The organism is Paenibacillus albidus (assembly GCF_014644435.1).
GTDB lineage: Bacteria > Bacillota > Bacilli > Paenibacillales > Paenibacillaceae > Paenibacillus_AQ > Paenibacillus_AQ albidus.
Window position 1 is genome coordinate 101676 of sequence record NZ_BMKR01000006.1, and the last position, 16159, is coordinate 117834.

The 16159-nt window shown below is 42.9% G+C and carries 29 protein-coding genes; 4 read left to right on the forward strand and 25 right to left on the reverse strand.

All coding sequences use genetic code 11. From position 1 onward, the window contains the following. Positions 1 to 8 precede the first annotated feature (8 nt). From IEY53_RS08760 to IEY53_RS08825, 14 genes are all read right to left on the reverse strand, one after another. Positions 9 to 200, reverse strand: a complete 192-nt coding sequence (locus tag IEY53_RS08760) for a hypothetical protein (protein ID WP_189023989.1) — start codon at positions 198 to 200, stop codon at positions 9 to 11. Continuing rightward, positions 197 to 727 carry a hypothetical protein gene (locus IEY53_RS08765; protein WP_189023991.1) on the reverse strand — a complete coding sequence of 177 codons (531 nt, stop codon included), beginning with the start codon at positions 725 to 727 and terminating at the stop codon, positions 197 to 199. Before IEY53_RS08765 ends, IEY53_RS08760 begins: the two co-directional genes overlap by 4 nt. A 369-nt stretch (positions 728 to 1096) precedes the next feature. Then, positions 1097 to 1474: a hypothetical protein gene (locus tag IEY53_RS08770; RefSeq protein WP_189023993.1), complete on the reverse strand. Its 378-nt coding sequence runs from the start codon at positions 1472 to 1474 to the stop codon at positions 1097 to 1099. After that, the gene (locus IEY53_RS08775) at positions 1464 to 1859 is read right to left on the reverse strand and encodes a hypothetical protein (protein ID WP_189023994.1); all 396 of its coding nucleotides are present in this window, start codon (positions 1857 to 1859) and stop codon (positions 1464 to 1466) included. The genes IEY53_RS08770 and IEY53_RS08775 overlap by 11 nt, the downstream gene beginning before the upstream one ends. Before the next feature lie 175 nt (positions 1860 to 2034). After that, on the reverse strand, positions 2035 to 2226 hold the full coding sequence (locus tag IEY53_RS08780) for a hypothetical protein (RefSeq protein WP_189023996.1): 192 nt from the start codon (positions 2224 to 2226) through the stop codon (positions 2035 to 2037). After that, positions 2210 to 2500, reverse strand: a complete 291-nt coding sequence (locus tag IEY53_RS08785; protein ID WP_189023998.1) for a hypothetical protein — start codon at positions 2498 to 2500, stop codon at positions 2210 to 2212. The genes IEY53_RS08780 and IEY53_RS08785 overlap by 17 nt, the downstream gene beginning before the upstream one ends. Positions 2501 to 2504: 4 nt before the next feature. Continuing rightward, positions 2505 to 2774, reverse strand: a complete 270-nt coding sequence (locus IEY53_RS08790; RefSeq protein WP_189024000.1) for a hypothetical protein — start codon at positions 2772 to 2774, stop codon at positions 2505 to 2507. Beyond that, complete coding sequence (locus tag IEY53_RS08795) at positions 2771 to 3205, reverse strand: ASCH domain-containing protein (protein ID WP_189024002.1); 435 nt, start codon at positions 3203 to 3205, stop codon at positions 2771 to 2773. The genes IEY53_RS08790 and IEY53_RS08795 overlap by 4 nt, the downstream gene beginning before the upstream one ends. Then, entirely contained in the window at positions 3202 to 3606 is a 405-nt protein-coding gene (locus IEY53_RS08800; RefSeq protein ID WP_189024003.1) for a hypothetical protein, read from the reverse strand. The genes IEY53_RS08795 and IEY53_RS08800 overlap by 4 nt, the downstream gene beginning before the upstream one ends. A gap of 17 nt (positions 3607 to 3623) precedes the next feature. Continuing rightward, positions 3624 to 3860 carry a hypothetical protein gene (locus tag IEY53_RS08805; RefSeq protein WP_229696054.1) on the reverse strand — a complete coding sequence of 79 codons (237 nt, stop codon included), beginning with the start codon at positions 3858 to 3860 and terminating at the stop codon, positions 3624 to 3626. 356 nt (positions 3861 to 4216) lie between these two features. Continuing rightward, entirely contained in the window at positions 4217 to 5038 is an 822-nt protein-coding gene (locus IEY53_RS08810; protein ID WP_189024005.1) for a hypothetical protein, read from the reverse strand. A 122-nt stretch (positions 5039 to 5160) separates the two neighbouring features. Beyond that, complete coding sequence (locus IEY53_RS08815) at positions 5161 to 5754, reverse strand: sigma-70 family RNA polymerase sigma factor (RefSeq protein WP_189024007.1); 594 nt, start codon at positions 5752 to 5754, stop codon at positions 5161 to 5163. Between the two features lie 10 nt (positions 5755 to 5764). Next, positions 5765 to 6442, reverse strand: a complete 678-nt coding sequence (locus tag IEY53_RS08820) for an HNH endonuclease (RefSeq protein WP_189024009.1) — start codon at positions 6440 to 6442, stop codon at positions 5765 to 5767. Between the two features lie 62 nt (positions 6443 to 6504). Then, the gene (locus IEY53_RS08825) at positions 6505 to 6678 is read right to left on the reverse strand and encodes a hypothetical protein (protein ID WP_189024011.1); all 174 of its coding nucleotides are present in this window, start codon (positions 6676 to 6678) and stop codon (positions 6505 to 6507) included. Positions 6679 to 6845: 167 nt separating this feature from the next. Between IEY53_RS08825 and IEY53_RS08830 the strand changes: the two genes are divergently transcribed. Next, positions 6846 to 7070 (forward strand): helix-turn-helix domain-containing protein, encoded by a 225-nt coding sequence (locus tag IEY53_RS08830; protein ID WP_189024013.1) that lies wholly within the window; start codon positions 6846 to 6848, stop codon positions 7068 to 7070. Between the two features lie 21 nt (positions 7071 to 7091). Here IEY53_RS08830 and IEY53_RS08835 read toward each other — a convergent pair whose 3' ends face one another. The 11 genes from IEY53_RS08835 to IEY53_RS08885 all read right to left on the reverse strand — a co-directional run bounded on the left by IEY53_RS08835 (position 7092) and on the right by IEY53_RS08885 (position 13881). Then, positions 7092 to 7463: a hypothetical protein gene (locus IEY53_RS08835; RefSeq protein ID WP_189024015.1), complete on the reverse strand. Its 372-nt coding sequence runs from the start codon at positions 7461 to 7463 to the stop codon at positions 7092 to 7094. 168 nt (positions 7464 to 7631) lie between these two features. Continuing rightward, positions 7632 to 7832 (reverse strand): hypothetical protein, encoded by a 201-nt coding sequence (locus tag IEY53_RS08840; protein ID WP_189024017.1) that lies wholly within the window; start codon positions 7830 to 7832, stop codon positions 7632 to 7634. 3 nt (positions 7833 to 7835) lie between these two features. Further along, a complete protein-coding gene (dnaN, locus tag IEY53_RS08845; protein WP_189024019.1) occupies positions 7836 to 8942 on the reverse strand; it encodes a DNA polymerase III subunit beta in 1107 nt (368 codons plus the stop codon). Between the two features lie 2 nt (positions 8943 to 8944). Next, on the reverse strand, positions 8945 to 9898 hold the full coding sequence (dnaI, locus tag IEY53_RS08850; protein ID WP_229696055.1) for a primosomal protein DnaI: 954 nt from the start codon (positions 9896 to 9898) through the stop codon (positions 8945 to 8947). A 9-nt stretch (positions 9899 to 9907) separates the two neighbouring features. Further along, the gene (locus IEY53_RS08855; RefSeq protein WP_189024023.1) at positions 9908 to 10873 is read right to left on the reverse strand and encodes a phage replisome organizer N-terminal domain-containing protein; all 966 of its coding nucleotides are present in this window, start codon (positions 10871 to 10873) and stop codon (positions 9908 to 9910) included. A 112-nt stretch (positions 10874 to 10985) separates the two neighbouring features. Next, positions 10986 to 11348, reverse strand: a complete 363-nt coding sequence (locus tag IEY53_RS08860; RefSeq protein ID WP_189024025.1) for a hypothetical protein — start codon at positions 11346 to 11348, stop codon at positions 10986 to 10988. A gap of 3 nt (positions 11349 to 11351) precedes the next feature. Beyond that, on the reverse strand, positions 11352 to 11498 hold the full coding sequence (locus IEY53_RS08865; protein ID WP_189024027.1) for a hypothetical protein: 147 nt from the start codon (positions 11496 to 11498) through the stop codon (positions 11352 to 11354). Further along, positions 11495 to 11911, reverse strand: coding sequence for an ORF6C domain-containing protein (locus tag IEY53_RS08870; protein ID WP_189024029.1), 417 nt, complete (start codon positions 11909 to 11911; stop codon positions 11495 to 11497). The genes IEY53_RS08865 and IEY53_RS08870 overlap by 4 nt, the downstream gene beginning before the upstream one ends. Then, a complete protein-coding gene (locus tag IEY53_RS08875) occupies positions 11904 to 13031 on the reverse strand; it encodes a ParB N-terminal domain-containing protein (RefSeq protein ID WP_189024031.1) in 1128 nt (375 codons plus the stop codon). Before IEY53_RS08875 ends, IEY53_RS08870 begins: the two co-directional genes overlap by 8 nt. A 241-nt stretch (positions 13032 to 13272) precedes the next feature. Then, positions 13273 to 13545, reverse strand: coding sequence for a group-specific protein (locus IEY53_RS08880; protein ID WP_189024033.1), 273 nt, complete (start codon positions 13543 to 13545; stop codon positions 13273 to 13275). Positions 13546 to 13677: 132 nt separating this feature from the next. Next, the gene (locus tag IEY53_RS08885) at positions 13678 to 13881 is read right to left on the reverse strand and encodes a helix-turn-helix transcriptional regulator (protein WP_189024035.1); all 204 of its coding nucleotides are present in this window, start codon (positions 13879 to 13881) and stop codon (positions 13678 to 13680) included. 105 nt (positions 13882 to 13986) lie between these two features. Here IEY53_RS08885 and IEY53_RS08890 point away from each other — a divergent pair, with 105 nt between their 5' ends. From IEY53_RS08890 to IEY53_RS08900, 3 genes are all read left to right on the forward strand, one after another. Further along, positions 13987 to 14427 carry a helix-turn-helix domain-containing protein gene (locus IEY53_RS08890; RefSeq protein WP_189024037.1) on the forward strand — a complete coding sequence of 147 codons (441 nt, stop codon included), beginning with the start codon at positions 13987 to 13989 and terminating at the stop codon, positions 14425 to 14427. A gap of 10 nt (positions 14428 to 14437) precedes the next feature. Beyond that, complete coding sequence (locus IEY53_RS08895; RefSeq protein WP_189024038.1) at positions 14438 to 14848, forward strand: ImmA/IrrE family metallo-endopeptidase; 411 nt, start codon at positions 14438 to 14440, stop codon at positions 14846 to 14848. 72 nt (positions 14849 to 14920) lie between these two features. Continuing rightward, a complete protein-coding gene (locus IEY53_RS08900; protein ID WP_189024041.1) occupies positions 14921 to 16126 on the forward strand; it encodes a tyrosine-type recombinase/integrase in 1206 nt (401 codons plus the stop codon). The last annotated feature ends 33 nt before the right edge of the window (positions 16127 to 16159 follow it).

Here is a 16159-nt window from a genome sequence, read left to right on the forward strand (position 1 = left end):
CAATTTGCCTACACTTGGACATTCAAGTTTTCCATTTGCTCTATTGCTTTTCCTAAGCTCTCCAACTTCTCAAAGTTATTTTTCGCTTCAGTAATTTGTTTGTCTCTAACTTGGTCGGCAATCAACAAGCGCAAATCATTATAGCTGTCCTTGAGCTTATCTAAGGTCTCAATCGCATCTTTTAATTTCACTAGGTTCATGAGCTGCCCTCCTTGGGTGCTGGGGTATGCCAGGTCCAGCCTGTTGTATCTACACCTTTGATATTGTGTGTTGGGGCTGGTGCTGGGGATTCTGGAATCACGATAGGAGTCCAGTGAGTGTGATATCCCGGCCAGTCTACATCTATTGGAGTTCCACAGTATGGAGGCTCACAAACCGGAAACTCCCACCAAAGAACATCACCATAATCTTCGTGCCATTCGTCGATTGGTCTAGCAACCACCGGTTGTTTAATCTCTGGTGTTGGTGCTGGGGTATCTGGGTAAAGGGTGGAGAGTTCGCGTTTCAGTTCAGTTATCATCACTTCAACTGCGCGACCTTTATCTTTCCAGAGACCATATTCTTCAATAGCACATTCAATTGCCACTTTAAGTCGTTGTTCCCGTTCCCCGCGCTCTTTGGCTTCTTGGAGCCAGTATTCAGCCATTCGGACAAATTCACCCTTGCTTGACATGCTTGTTATGTCTTTGCACATCTCCATATCCTTTTGCCAGTCCCTTTGTGTCATATCCTGTTCCTCCCTTGGTGGGAGAGGAGGGTTACTCCTACTCCCTTAATAATCTGAATTATCTCTTACGGCTCGCGCCTATTCGGTCGTTACGATGGCCTCCGGCCGTTTCATGTCGCTGTTTCTTCGTACTGCGCAACACAATAATTAATTGAAATTGAATCAGCCATAATGATGTGTGATAAGATATAAATGGTAATTAGTGATTTAATGAGGAGTGAATTTATATTGATATTCTTTAAATTAAAGCCCCTATTTAAATTAACTGCTCTGGTTCTTACTGTCTTTGGCTGCTACGCGCTTATTATGAGATTATTTTTCTAATGATCTTTAATGTTCATTTGATACTTCGCTATATGCGTCTACTGCCTACTTAACTTGTAAGCTTAAAACGGGGATAGTACCCCTAACGGACAGTTCTATCTCTCCCGTCTCAAATGCCTGAAGGTATTTATTAATTTGTTCTTGGTCATCGAATTTGTAGTCAAACCCGAACCATCCAAAAATCATGTTATCTGTGCCGCAGTGAAACTTTCCTCCAACCATTTGATTATGCCGTATACCACCCCATGGCTTCTTCTCGCATACGGAGTAGCGCAATTGCCCGAAATTATTACGGATCATTACAAAGTAGTTCTCGGAGACGCCAACTACTCGCATAGGTTTCTTCCAGTCGTTCACCTTAACGAGATTGCCGATGCTTACGGTATCCAGAATTTCTTTTGTTATGTTATTTTCATAAATCAATCCGATCAGCTCCGTTCAGCGCCTGTGATAGCGTGATATATGCCGCCTCTGCCCTCTCTCGGGGTCTGGCGGTGGCAATCCTAATGGCTTCTTTTCGGCTAATAATTGTGCCGCCTACCCAGCCCTGTACAATTGCTAGATTCCAAATGTATAATTCCCCATGCACTTCACATGCTGCTGTCTGTACCTCTAGAGAGTCAGCAGGGTCAGTGCAGTAGTCAGGCGCATACGCCCATGCATCGTCAACTGATTCAATCTCAATTAACACTGAACCATACGGATTAATAAGTCCGAAACTATACATATATTCCCTTATACTGTAACCCATCAACTCCGCCAGCGCCCGGTTAAGCTGCTGGTTTGTCATATCCTGTACCTGTGTCATGCCTCATCACCTCTATCCGTTGTGTACTCTCTTGTGACAGTCACGCTGTACCAAAACATTTCATTACACTTTTCACACGTTTTTTGGCACATGTAATATGTCATATCATCCGGCTCATGATTGTCTTGACTCTCTCCGCAATGTGGGCAAATCATTTCTTCGGTGCTTACCTGTGTCATGGCTGTGTCTCCCCTATCCAGCCTGTGACGGCCTCATACACTTCGTCCGGCAAATTATTTCCCATTTGAGCACTGACCATTTGTACCCGAGTACAATTCAGTTTGGCTGCCAATTCTTCAAAGTTTAGCCTTTCTCTCTTTCTCTTCCGGTACATTTCTTCTTGCATATCACTAATCAGTCTTGGCATTTGATTTCCCACCTTCCTCAGAACGTCTTTTTATCCCAGCAATAGGACCTTTGTATCCAGCCAACTCCAGCTTCCGCGGAGCATTGCGGAACACATAATCCAAATCCTCACCCTGCTTGATCGTACCGTCATGCTCCAAATGCTTATTCGGTATCCAGACATTTTGACTCGTGTTATTTAATAGATATCGTTTCGCTGCATACCCGGTATAATTGCGTTTAAGGAGTGTAAGTGTGATCCCTTTATAGTCTTGATCCTTATGGTTGAGTTTCATATGTCTATTTCCCTTCCGACTCCAGTCGGGCTATGGTCTGCTGTGCCTCATACAGCTCCAATCCTTTATCTCTTTTTATTCCATCGGCCATTTTTTGAGCAGAATCACGGCTGAACTCCAGTGACTTGGTGTACAGCTCAAGTTTGCGTATCCGTTGCTCTGCCTCTTCTAGAGCAGCCAGCAATGACAGGATAATTCCGTTAGATTCCATTTGCGTCTTTATTTTATGATTCCGCACCTTTTCTCTGATCTCTTCTTTCCGTTCTGGTGTCATGGTTGCACACCTTCCCAGTTCCACAAACCTTGCATCCCTCTGGCCGGGATCGGCTCCGGTAGCTGCTTAACATCGGCCAACTCCCAGGCATAACGTCCCTTAGAAAAATCACCGAACCAAATTTCATCACCTTGAACAAGAGAGTCATCTGACAACACTGCTATGCTGCCATTGTCCTCCTCGACGTGATGAGGGAACATCATTGTGGCAGTCGCTAGGACAGCCCCGGTAGGCAGGTTATCGGCTGTGTAGCCATGCCGGGCCAGCTCGGCTTTAATCTCTGGCTGCTGGCAGGCCGCCTTGTCAATCTTTTTCCCGGCGTGGATGGCGAGTGGCCCGCGGTGCTTCGTGGACCAGCCGCGTGTTTCAAAACGCTTCTCCAGGACCGCTATAAGCGTGGCCCAGGGCTGGATTATTGTTATGGCCTTCATTCCTCCGCCTCCTCTCCCTTGGATAAAACCTGTACGTCAGGACGAAATCCCCATGCCGCCTTATCATCAAATTCAACATGTCCAGAACCATCAATTCTTGTTATTACATGTGAAGCGTTCCAATCGAATCCGGCATTGCTACCACCGCTTCCTGGTCGAATGACCATTACGGTGTCGCCTACTTCGGCCCCGAGCCGTTCGATTTCCTCATTTAGCTCTTGTGCCTCGTAATGATCCGCGTCAATCTGGTGAGTCAATAAACGATAGCGTTTGCCTTCCGGTGTACTCACTTCGTAAAGGTCCGGTCTGCCCCCGCGGTGGTAGATGTCATAATAGATAATGCCGCCTTCAAGTTCCTGCCCGAAGCATGGATGTGATGGATCAGTAACTTTGACCTTCATACTGCTTATGCCTCCCCTCAGCCCCAATGGCCGTTTCGTTTGAGAATTTCAATTACCTCTTCAGCGTATGGTTCATCCACATTGATAACCAGGTACGCATTTACCGGGCGCTTACTGTCCTTTCGTCGTCCACATTCGATGAGGTGACAAAGATAGTTGAAATCCGATTTATCCTTATCATTCAGGTATTTAACAGCATCATCATGCTTGATTACTCCGCAAAATTTATTTTTCATGCCTTCCAAGTTCGCCACGCTTATCAGCTCCTTTATAGGGGAGAGTGTGGTTAACCAGCCCCATTATTCATTCACATTCCTTACGTCCAATCAATATTGTTTTGAGGATCATAATCTGTCTGTATGTCAAACAAGAAGGAGGCAACTACTATGTCATGCTCGTGCCCGAAACGAAAAAAAGTAATTGTCGTAAAACTGCACCCTGGTCAAAAAGCGATTGTCATTTGTAAGCATAAGAAGCGTCGTTCGCATTGTTAAAATGATTTGAAAGGGCGCTCTTTTGAGCGTTCTTTTTACTCCATTTTTAAAAGATACATAAATACGCGTTTTCCACATCCATCGTTTATCTCTCCTTATGGGCCTATGCCCTTGATTTAAAAGCTGCAGCCTGCCTTTTCCTCCACCGGCTGTGCTCCAAGAAGCTTCCGCGCTGCTGCCCAGAAGGTCGCGGCTGGGGTCTTTTCGTCCGCCTGGATGCCGAGCTGCTGCATGGCCGCAAATTTCGGCTCCAGTTCCTGGAGAAACATCGGCTTGTTATTGACTCGCAGGATGCTGTATCCAATCACATCCTCAGCATGCTTTGCCTTGGCCCAGACATCCGGCCTCCGGCAGTAGACCACATACCAGTGCTGCTGCCCCGCCCGCAGGCAGCCGGTGCAATTCGCATGCTTCCAGACCTCATATGTTTCTGGCGGCTCTATGCCAATGTCCCGGGTGCTGGTGATCAAGCCCGACCACTCCGCCAGCGGGAAACAGGTCAGATACCCTTTCTCCCGCAGGATGCTCCGGCGGCGCTCCACGCGGGCAGCCTCTCCGGCCTCGAAGCCGTAATATATCGTTACATCCTCCCGGCAGCTCCCCGGCTCCACCGGGAACGTTTCGGCCAGCCACTTGTGAAACGGTGCTGTCTTGATGCGGTTGGTACAGAGCGGATGCACGCCAACCTTGAACGCCTTCGCTTCCATACATACATCGAATTGGTCTTTCTGGTCCCATCCGGACATGTTTGCATATGTGATGGGTATGCCCAGATAATCCGCAACCTCGACTTTGAATCGCTTTATATCCCAGTGCTCGACCCATGGGTTAATATCATGGTTAATCAGGATTACATTCTCAGGCCCATACCTAGCAGCGACTTCGACTGCCACGATGCCCGATGTTTCCCCGCCGCTGTAGCAGACGATGTGCTTCATGTCTGTTCCCTCCCTGGGGCTATGACAGCCCCTTACTTGTTAATTGCTCATTCAGAGCCTTAACTTCTACCTACCAGCAATTAAACTCCCTACTTCGTTGTTATATGAATTATTAAAATTTGCTAACGAGCCATTTCAAGATACTTCTTCCCTATTATTTTCTTATAAGTTCCTACGGTATTGGACGATACCCCTATCTTTTGCCCGATCATCTCTGCGGTGAATCCGGCCATTAGCATCGTCGTTGTAGTCTGTTCTTTTTGAGGTAACGATTCGATGAAGCATTCAATTTGTAATCGAGTGGAGTCTTCATTAATTGGGATGATTTCGGATACTTCTAAACTTGATCCATCCTTAAACCTAACCTTTCTATTGATGTTAATAATAGTTTTAGGATTTTCGTTGGAGTGATAAGGAATATGAATAAGCTGAGCTCTGCCTTCCAAATATCTGAGAATGAAACCTCTGATATAAGGATAAGCAAACGTAGAAAACATTTTCGCCGTTGTTTTTTCGATATCAAATCGATCATAAGCATTGAGTAATCCAATAGTTCCCTCACTTATCAAATCATCCATATCTATTCCATATTTCCTTAAATGCTCATAACGTCTAGCAATTTTATACACCATTTTATAATGATTGAGATAGCATTCTTCTTTCGTTCCAAGCTGAGGATGGCTATCTCTTATTCTCTTGATGGGTATTTTTCTCATGTTGCCCTCCTTAATCTTCGAATCGTTCTCCGTAACTGAAGACTCTAGGTTCTTCTAATGGTCTTCCGAATACATCCGCCATTAGTGTTGCAAAGACTGCCATGTCCTTATCCTGAAAGGATTGCAGCAAGTGCAATTCCTTGGCCTTGAGACTCCGGCCAGCTGCTGTTGAAAGTAGATCGACAACCGGTTTGATCTGGTTCTGACGTTCCTGTTTCTCGCGTTCTTTTTGCTGCAGAGCGTTTTGCTTATGGTTGAATTCTTCCCAGTCTTTTTCATCAAACCAGAAATGATCCCCGTATTTCTCACGATAGACCGAAATCCAGTATTGGAGCAGTTCATCAGTAGTTTGGATTTTATCGTGACAAGGCCAGCAGACCCTAAGTCCATTTGTTTTTACACCTCGACCTTTACGACCTCTAGGCCAGACATGGTGCGTAGTGTTTGACGCAGCAACCTTACAACATGGGCATTTTTCACCTTGCTCTGCAATAAGTTCTGCCACCACATCTTTATCGAAATCACACCGATCTTTTGAGCTTTGTCCTGGTTTGTGATGAGCAAGGATATCCTTCTTCCATTCTGGAACTTCCTTCTTGGCTGCTTTAGGCTTGTTTGAACGCAAACTATTGTAGGTTTTCTTTTCCTTGACAATTTTTTCAGGTTTCCAGAATGTCTGATGGGCCATTACTCTTCAACACCTCCTATGATTCAATTTTAGAACTAATTAAGTGCGCGTTTACTACGGTTTCAAGTGATTCTCTCCAAGTAACCAGCTTGTTCAAGCGTTGTATAATGACGTTCTCGCTCGGCTGCGGTGAAGTGAATCGGCAGTACAGTGTGTGCAGCATAAAAGGCAATTGCTTCTCTGATCTCCTGCGGCTGATCGTCCAGTTCAGATAGATCAAGTTTTTTCTTAGTCATTAAGTGGCTCACCCCTCAGGAAAATTTTCCTTATCCTAAACACAACTATTATCGTTAAACTTTTATCGTTAATATAACATTATAACGATTTTCGTTAATAGTCAATGATTATTATTAACTTGTTTCGTTAAACCTTATTTGTTATATTGGATGGGAGGGGTGAGTTTATGTTTCGTCTTAAACTAGACAAGATTTTAGAAGACAAGCCTGATTGGACAATGTACAAACTTCATATAAAGACAGGCATTAGACCGAATACAATAAGTGATCTCGTCAATAACAAAGCGAAGGCTTGGTCACCCGAAAACCTGAATAAGATATATAAGGCGCTCGGGTTGAGTTCGGTTGAAGAACTTATTGAATACGTGGATGATAAGGAGCAGGAGGAATGAACCCTCTATGCTCCTTTTTGCTTACCGGAACAGCGTCGATTTCTTTTTAAGGTTTTCAATGAACTGAGCCTGTAATTCGGGAAATAGCACCCACGGATGAAAATCTCCAAAATATCCTCGCGCTGCCAAAGCAATTGTTTTCGATATCGCTTCTGGTCCTGTCTCAGACCAAACAAGAACTACTCTCCCGCCATCCTCCCACGAGCAGTGTTCAGGGAACGTGTCACAGAACCTCTCGTTTTTAAAGTTTCCGCCATAGTGCTCAAGAAAGTTGTTTCTTAGTCTCCAAGCATCATTCATGTTCGTTGAGGGAGAGAACTGATCGTCCATTTTGACGAACAATTCGTCCAGTTCTTCGCCGGGTTGCATCAATATGATTTCTTTAGCGGTCAATTTAGGGATTTCTCCTTCCTAATAGGTGCTGTCGCTGGTTTAGAGTGATGATCCCAAAATGTATCATTTGGCATGTCGCGATATTTCTGGAGCTCTTCGTCAGATAGATAATAGCGTTCATACTTGCCGTATTGACCACTGACCGTCTCCACTTCTCCAGGCTGCAACTTAGTCGGTTGTTCCATGTTCACTCCCACTCTCGGAAAGAACTAAATCGTTGCCCAATAATTCAGCCTGCAGTTGGTTTGGATCGTTCTCAGCAGCCTTTAACTGTTCCATTTTCCATATGATTCGGGACAACTCACTTTTGTCATGTTCATCCAGGTATTTTTCAATATCTCGGTTTTCGAGGGTTACACTCAATGTCATCACTTATACCTCCGTTGTTCGATATGGGAGAACAATTCTATAATTACGCTCATCATCAGCATCTTTGATTAAGATCGGGTTCGTCATTCCAGAGTACCCTATGATAATCTCCTTTGAGTTAATAGATTCAGCAGCTTCGAGAACGTATTCTCCGTTAAAAGCAACCTTAAATCCTTCTCCCTGAAGAGATATGATATCTACAAATTCATTGACTTTCCCCACACCTTCAGCTGCAGCTTTTAATTCAATGATCTCTCCCACATACATTCTCGTAAGCTTTGATTTTTCGTCCTTTACAATGATCTTTACGCTCTGAAGTGCTTCGATCATTGAGTCCCGGTTTACCCTAACTGTAGATAGGTAGCTCGTCGGAACAATTCGGTCAACATCAGGATAAGCACCTTCTAAAACCCGAGAGCAAAAGATAAAGTTTTTTGTCACGACTACAAGCTTCGATTGAACAAGCTTTATTGATATTTTTTCCTCAGGTGCGATTAGTTTCATAAGGTCAGACATTGTTTTAGCACCAACAATAATTTGCATATCCAGCACGTTATCCGCTACCTGAACCGAGGAAGACAACCTATGGCGGTCTGTACTAGTGACATTAATCATATTGTCCTGAAACCTAAGCCTAAGCCCCGTTAAAATTGGTGTTTCTTCTCTTTCAGATGCAGCATAGGCCGTCTCTTTTACTAATACTTTCAGCGTCTTCCCCTCAATTTCTACAGAAGCACCCTCTGGGTCTTCGATGAATTCAGGGTATTCGTCCGCCTCCAGACTAGGAAGATCATACTTTTTCCTACCGCTTTTAATTTCAGTTTCATGCCCAGATGTTTCGATGTCGATTACACCCTTCATTGCTTTTACAATTTCAGTAATCCTACTGCCTGGAATAGTTACTGATCCCGCTTTTATCAACTGGTAATCATCCGGCTCTATTTTTGTTCGCAGGAACTGCATTCCGTTTCCGCCAGTAATGTAAAGACCTTCAGGCTTAGCTTCAAAAAGCAATTCTCCCAATATTGGAATTACAGTTTTTGAAGGTAGAAACTTTGCTGCCTGTTCCAGTGGTTTATACAGAATGTGTTTGTCGATTGATATTTTCATGACTATCCTCCTGTGTTATGCAAATTATCTCTACGGCGATTCCTACCGCCTACATGCAATACCTTAACGAATGGTTCGATTCGGTCCATAATTCTCGTGGCCTTCACCTCATGCCGTTTTCGATCACGCTGATCCTTCAGGTCTTTAACACTTACAAAATAATCGAATAATTCCTTCATGTTTAGATTGCTGGTATAGATTGTGGCCTTCGTTTCCATTCTGCTTTGCAAAATGGGTCCCATTACATCATCCCTAGTCCAAGAAGATAGAGTGTCAGCGCCAATGTCATCCAGGATCAAAACATCTACAGATTTTAAGGCATCTATTTTGGCTTGTACATCATTCGTGGAAATGGACTCCTTGACCTCTCCAAGATAGTCAGGAACGTACACCATGAGGACGTCAACGCCCATTCCTGCCAGTTCATTCGCAATAGCTCCAGCTACTCTACTTTTCCCTACGCCCATAGAACCGTATAGGTACAAGCCTTTGTAGGTGATTCCCTTCTCGTAGCTAAAACAAAAATTGATGCATTCAGAGATGGCAAGTCTACGACTCTGGTCTATCTCAAGATCTTCGAACGTTGCCTCGACAATGTGCGCTGGAACATTGTGACTCTTAATCCTGCTTTGATTGGCGATGCGCTTTTCATATGCCAGAAGCTTAGGGCATTTCCGAAGCCGGAAGACCAGCGACTTCTGTTTGTCATTAGCCTCTTCATGGCTGCTATGCCCCGGAAACTCATTCAGACAGCCGCTAAGACCTGGACATGACTGACAATGATCAAAGCAAGATATGTGATTTCCTAGGCTGCTCAGATCCCTATTCAGGTCTACAAGTTCAGGATATTTGCTTTGTAATCTCAGGAATTCAGGGTGGGTTCCAATATGCTTGAGCAGAGCAGCCTTCCTTTCAAAGAACCTATCCGGTAAGAGCCTCTTTATCTCATCGCCCATACTTTTCAATTACTCACCCCGCTTCGACCTCATGTTTGCAAGCATTTTTTGTATGTCTTCCTCGGAGGGAACATCTCCTTGTGGTAAATCCGGCTTATCTGAAGTTGCTTCAGAACTTTCTATATCACCGGATTTTTGACTATTTTCTAGCGCAAATAAGTCGTATATGATTCCTGCGCAGTAGTTTAGGCTGTTGATTTCTGACCTTTTATTTTTTGGTTTGAATTTATCAAAAGCTTTTGACACTCCAGCAAGAGCAATGTGGATCGGCACCCCATCTGCAATGAGTTCATCAATCGCGGACTCGTCCTTGCTTGAAATATCCAATCCCCTACCTCTGCGAGAAAGGTACAGGTCAACAATCTGCTTTCTATAATCCATCTCATCAGCTGTCCGGTAGGAGTCGACATCCCCGGCAAGGTCGGCAACTTGGCTATTATGATTTGGATTATCTGATTCAGATGTTGCGGAGCCATTAAAGCAGTAGTTATCTTTTTCTTTATCTATATCTACTTCTACTTCTGTTGCGTTACCGTCCGTTACTGTAACGTTACAGTAACGTTTCTCGCTATCTTCCAACAAAATAGCTTTTTTGCTATCCCGATGTTTCTTAACACGGGCATTTGTCTGCAATCTCACCTTGTCCATTCCATCAACGTTTTGATGTTTCTCCCAATTTGTTAAAAAGAAAATACCATCATCAGAAAGCTCGAACATTCCGAATTTCTGAAAAGTAGCTAATGCCATACGAATCGTTGACAAAGGGCGGTTGAGCATTGAGACAAGCATATCCTCTGTATAGGGAATGGTTTCAGTTAACATGATATACCCACCCATGTTGGAACGCCCTGCAAGGGCTAACAGCTTCACCCAAATAACAATGATGGTGTCAGCCTCAGGCATGGTTTCAATCAGTTTTATTTTTTCGTCATCGAACATCGTCACGCTTAACTTGATCCATTTAATTTCAGCCATTTTTCCGTTCAAACTCCTTCATTTGGTATAAGTGGCTGTGATACATATAATCTAATATTGACCACGAATGGCAATGTATGATATTTTGTTAATGAGTTTTTAATAATGTTCTTTAAATGGCCGCGTCCCTCAACGTGGTCATTTTTATTTCTATCCCCTCAATCAATTGCTTCAGGTCCTTAGTCGCATCCTTCAATTCTCGTTCTGCCCTCTCAGTCAACCTGGGCATATCCCAAACCACTTCGATATACTGACGCAAAGTCTTGATGCGGACCTCTAAATTCCGTTTACGATCAAGAGCATCTATAATCGCTGTTTGATCCTGTGTCAAATCCAGTCTTACTAAATCCACTCGAAGCACTCCATGATTCAAAGAGTCATGCAAAGATGCTACAGCATGAAAGTACGTCTCTCCATCCTGAGTCATTTCAAACTGCTCACCCATGGAAATTACAGGAATTTTAAAGACGGGCATTGTTCATCCCTCCCTCGTTCGCAAGAAGGTTCGTAGTTCTGCAATTTCCATTGATGTTTCATCACTTTTAAAGCCACGATTCTCAAAAGCAATAAGTTCATTCATTCGTTTCCAGACTTGTCTACGTTTAAGCAGCCGATCGATTGTCATATGTAGTCCTCCGGTTGAAAAAACTGGATGAACTCAATGGCGTCAGCGAAATCAATCCGGCGTACATGACTGTACTTAGCCACCTCAAAACGTTGCTTCAGCTTACTCCAGATAAGTCGACGGTACTTGCCGACCATCTCGTTAAATTTCAAATCGGATTCTTTAAACCGGTGCTTGGTTAATTCTGCTGTCTTGAGCTTAACGGCCTGTTGTACCTGATAACATTCGGCATCTGTCAGCGTAACGCTGTCACGCACTTCCTGGAGCATCATTTGTACGTCTTCTTTATGTTCGATAATTTCAGCTCTTATTGACCCAAGGCCTTCGAACATCATCCTTAAGGCCGCGCCTTGCTGTTCTGTCATCTGCAATTGCTGACCTACAACAGCCAGCAGCTCATTTGTATTAGCCATTGCTTCCAACCACCTTTCTGCCGTTTACAGCAGGTCTGATTTGATCTATGAAGGACTGAAGCATATCCAAACTCTCGTTGATTCGCTTCCTCTCACCAGCGCTTGCATTACTGATCGTCTCCATCGCAAATGCGGAAAGGCCAACCTTCTGAAGGTACGATTTGGTGTGAGCGCTAATCTGAAGCACATTTTGATCTGCCTGGAAGCGAAGGTTCTTGAGTTGTAGAGCTGCCAATTGCTCGTCGAAGTCTGCCGGTTGCTGGGCCTTCAGTTCTTCCATCTCGGTTTTGACTCGATCAAGTCCTATCTTCAATTCCTCAGCCTTATCTCGTTCAGCCTCGATATCCTTCTTCCACTTCTCATCACGCGCCTTGAGCGCCTTCTGAGATTCCTTATCCTTCTGAGCTATAAATGCTTCATGTTCTTCCTGCTGGCGCTCTATGGCTGCATTGACTGCCTCCTCTAACTGATCAGCAGGAATGGAGTCCTTGTATTGCTTGCGCAGATTCTCTCTTTCCTTCTCAGCAGCATCCGCTCGCACATTTGCTTCTTTTGCCGCCTTCTCAGCAGCTTCCAAGCGTTCTTTAGTCTGAACAAATGCCTTGTGAGTACTGATAAGTCCACCGTCAAGCTCTTGGATGATCTCTGACGTGGCGTTTTCGGCAATGTATTTTGCCTTATCGTAATTGCGACCGCTACCGAAGCCTGCTTGCTCAGCCACAATATCTCTGACTTGACCTTTGTCTCCCTCAGGCAAACTTTCCTTATCGGATGCAGACATACGCTCTTTTGCCTTGAGCCGTTCAAGTTCCTCGATTTTTTTGCCGTAAGCGATCCGTTCTGAAAATGTGAAATCTCTCCGGTGTTCATTCTCACTAATCTCCAGTTGAAGGTGATGCGCATAATCTCTCACCTCCATGACATTTACCTCAACTTGTTGTCTGCCGAGGTGCTGGTGAGCTCTTAGCCGACGTTCTCCGGCAATTAACTGATAGTCCGAGGTAACAACTATAGGATTGATCAGTCCGTTCTCCTGGATGTCTTGTGCCAGTTCTTCGATACCGCTGAAGTCCTGCCGAATGCGATCCGTTACTTTGATTTTGCTAATATCAATGAGCAATGTGATTCTCCTTTCCTAAAGTACTGGTAAACAGTAATTTTCAACACGGTTCAATGTTACTCTGTGAGGCTTGGCTCCACGTTGTTGGAGCATGAACTTTAACTCCAGTACCTTTGCTCTAGCGAGCCCAGCTTCTCTCATAACGACTTTATCTCCAGTATCCAACCCAGCAGTTACTACACTGGATAGAGCTTCATAAGCAATTTGTAAATCCGTTTCCAACACGACACCAGCCTATATTTTATTTCTGCTCAAGTAGCCAGATCCTTAAGAATGCTTTGGTTTCTTGTACCGGATAATACCATTTGTTTCCTACTTTAATTTTCTGAAATCTTTGGTCGAAGAAGAAAGATTCTTTAATTGTGTTCCAGCTCATGCAGGTGCGTTTTTTTAGTTCGCTCGTATCCCAAAAAATGCACTCCGCATCCACCTGCTTAATGATTTCTTCTATGCGCTCCAGACATATTTTCCTGACTTGTGACTCATCTATACTCACACTAAGAAGACCGCCCATACTATCACCTCCGAAAAGGTATTTAAAATACCCTGAGTTATATAAAAAAATCCACATCAATAAATCAGTGGTATTGACAATACCTATCGCTATAGATATACTTAAATAGAGGTATTAACAATACCCTAATGTTTAAAAAATTTCTTCCGGTTTGCATTTTAAAACTGCACATAAACTCATCATCACTTTAAAACTGGGGTTTACTCTTCCATATTCCAAACTTCTTATTTGCTCTATGGAAACACCAACTTTATTTGCAAGACCTACTTGTGTTAAGCCTTCTTCCAAACGCCTTTTTTTTAGTTTTTCGCGCTTTTTAGTTAATGTTCCTTTCAAACCTATTCACCTCTTTTCGTTATTGGTACCCTGATTATAAACGGTATTATAAATACCGTCAAGTATTTTAAATACCATTCTTATTTCACTCATTGGAGGTTCTTTATGTCTTTAGGTACAAGAATACGGCAGCGTAGAAAACAACTTGGACTATCGCAAATAAATATTGCTGAACAATTGAAAATGGGGCGATCTAATTTTGGGCATATAGAAAATGATCGTGTCATCCCTTCGAGTACAGACCTTGATAAAATTGCAGATATTTTAAAGACCACTCCTAATGTTCTTCTCGGGAAAACGACTTCAGAGGATTTAGTTACACCTCCCAATTGGGCTACTTCTAAGGATATTGCCGACTTCAAAAAAATGCTTGAAAATGATCAGCCAGTAATGTTTGACGGTGTGCCAATCGAAGGCGAAAAACGTCAACGAGTCATGGATATCCTATCGGGTCTTTTTTGGGAAGCAAAGGAAATCAATAAAATAACGTATGGTAAAAATAAACGTACAAGGAAGAATGACACCTCAGATAAAAGTAAAGAGTAGGTGAGGGAACTTGGAGCGTATTATAGGCAAACTTGCTAGAAAATACAAAACGAATAATCCGTTTGAAATTGCTCGTGAACTAAATATTTTAATAAGGTTTGTAAGTATGCCTGAAGGAACTAGAGGTCTTTATTATAGAAAGTTAAGGCGAAGGTTTATTGTAATAGATAGTGAATTGGACGAAAATTGGCAAAGAATCGTTTGTGCTCATGAGCTTGGTCATGATCGGTTGCATCCAGGTTTGAGCCGTTTTTGGATCGATGAGTACACATTTTTTAATTCCGGGAAATACGAACGACAGGCAAATTTATTTGCCTTAAGATTACTTACCTATAATATCGATATGCAAGAAGACGAATCTCTTAATGCCTATTTACTTCGATGCGGCATACCCAAAGAATTACATAGTACCTTTATATAATTTGCGCTTTATCTGCCGCAAGGTGGTTTATCATACAATAAAACAGAACAAATGTTCTCATGGTGGTGTAAAATGGCAACTTTCAGAAAATTAAAAAGTGGTAATTGGCAAGCTCGCGTTTCGAAGGACGGCGAAGAATTCAGTATCGGTACATACCGAACTAGGAAAGAAGCTGAGATAGAAGCAGCAAAAGTCGAGGAGAGAATTTACTACGGCCAAACCCTAAATGACCGCAATATGCTATTTAGCGAAGTCGTTGAGATATGGATGAAGCATAAGCGGTCCAATTTGAAAGACTCTACTTTTGAACAGGTAGAAACTATTGTACGACTACACATCCTACCTTATTTTGGCAACAAAAGAATCATGAAGATGCGTCGCTCTGAAATAAAAGACTGGATTCAATCTTACGTGGATATGAAGGATGAAAACGGAGAACCAAAATATTCTTACGGATCTTGTACGAAGTACCTTTCGGTTATAAAAAGTATTATTCATTATGCTGTTTATGAAATAGAGATACTTGAAAAAAACCTTGCTGATAAATTAAAGGTATCTATAAAGGACTCAACAAAAAAGAAAGAAGCTGTAAAATATCATACTTTAGTTGAATTAAACAAACTTCTTGACTTTATGAAAGAATACAAACATCAACGATTTGAAGGCTATCCTATATACTACACTCTCATGTATTTTCTGAGTCGGTCTGGGCTACGGATCAGCGAAGCATTAGCGTTGAGATGGTCAGATTTAAAAGGAGATAGAATAACCATTGAAAGGCAAACCAGTAGGAACAATAACAATGCACTGAAAGTAACTACGTTGAAAAACACATCTTCCTATCGAACTATTAGATTAGAGAAGGATGCGGTGGAGGTTTTGGAGGAATTTAAAGCGATACAAGAAAACCTTATATTGAAAAGCCTAACATTTCATCAAAACAAAGACGGGATCATTTTCCAAAACTATCTCGGCAATTACTTAACTCCTTCGACTGTGCGTGAATCAATTGAAAATTACTGTATTAAAGCCGAGGTTGAATATAAGGGAACTCACGGATTCCGGCACACTCATGCAATTTTGCTCCTCGAATCAGGCGCTAGTCTTCTGTTTGTATCCAAACGCCTTGGTCATAAAACAATAAAAACTACAGCTGACACATACTTGTCTATAACTCAAAAAATAGAAGAAGACGAACTTTTGAAGTTCGCCTCCTACACTAAAAGAGAAACTGAATCGGCACAAAATCGGCACGACGACTCAATCCCCTCGCAATAAATCCCCAAAAAGCCTGATATATCAAGGATTTCA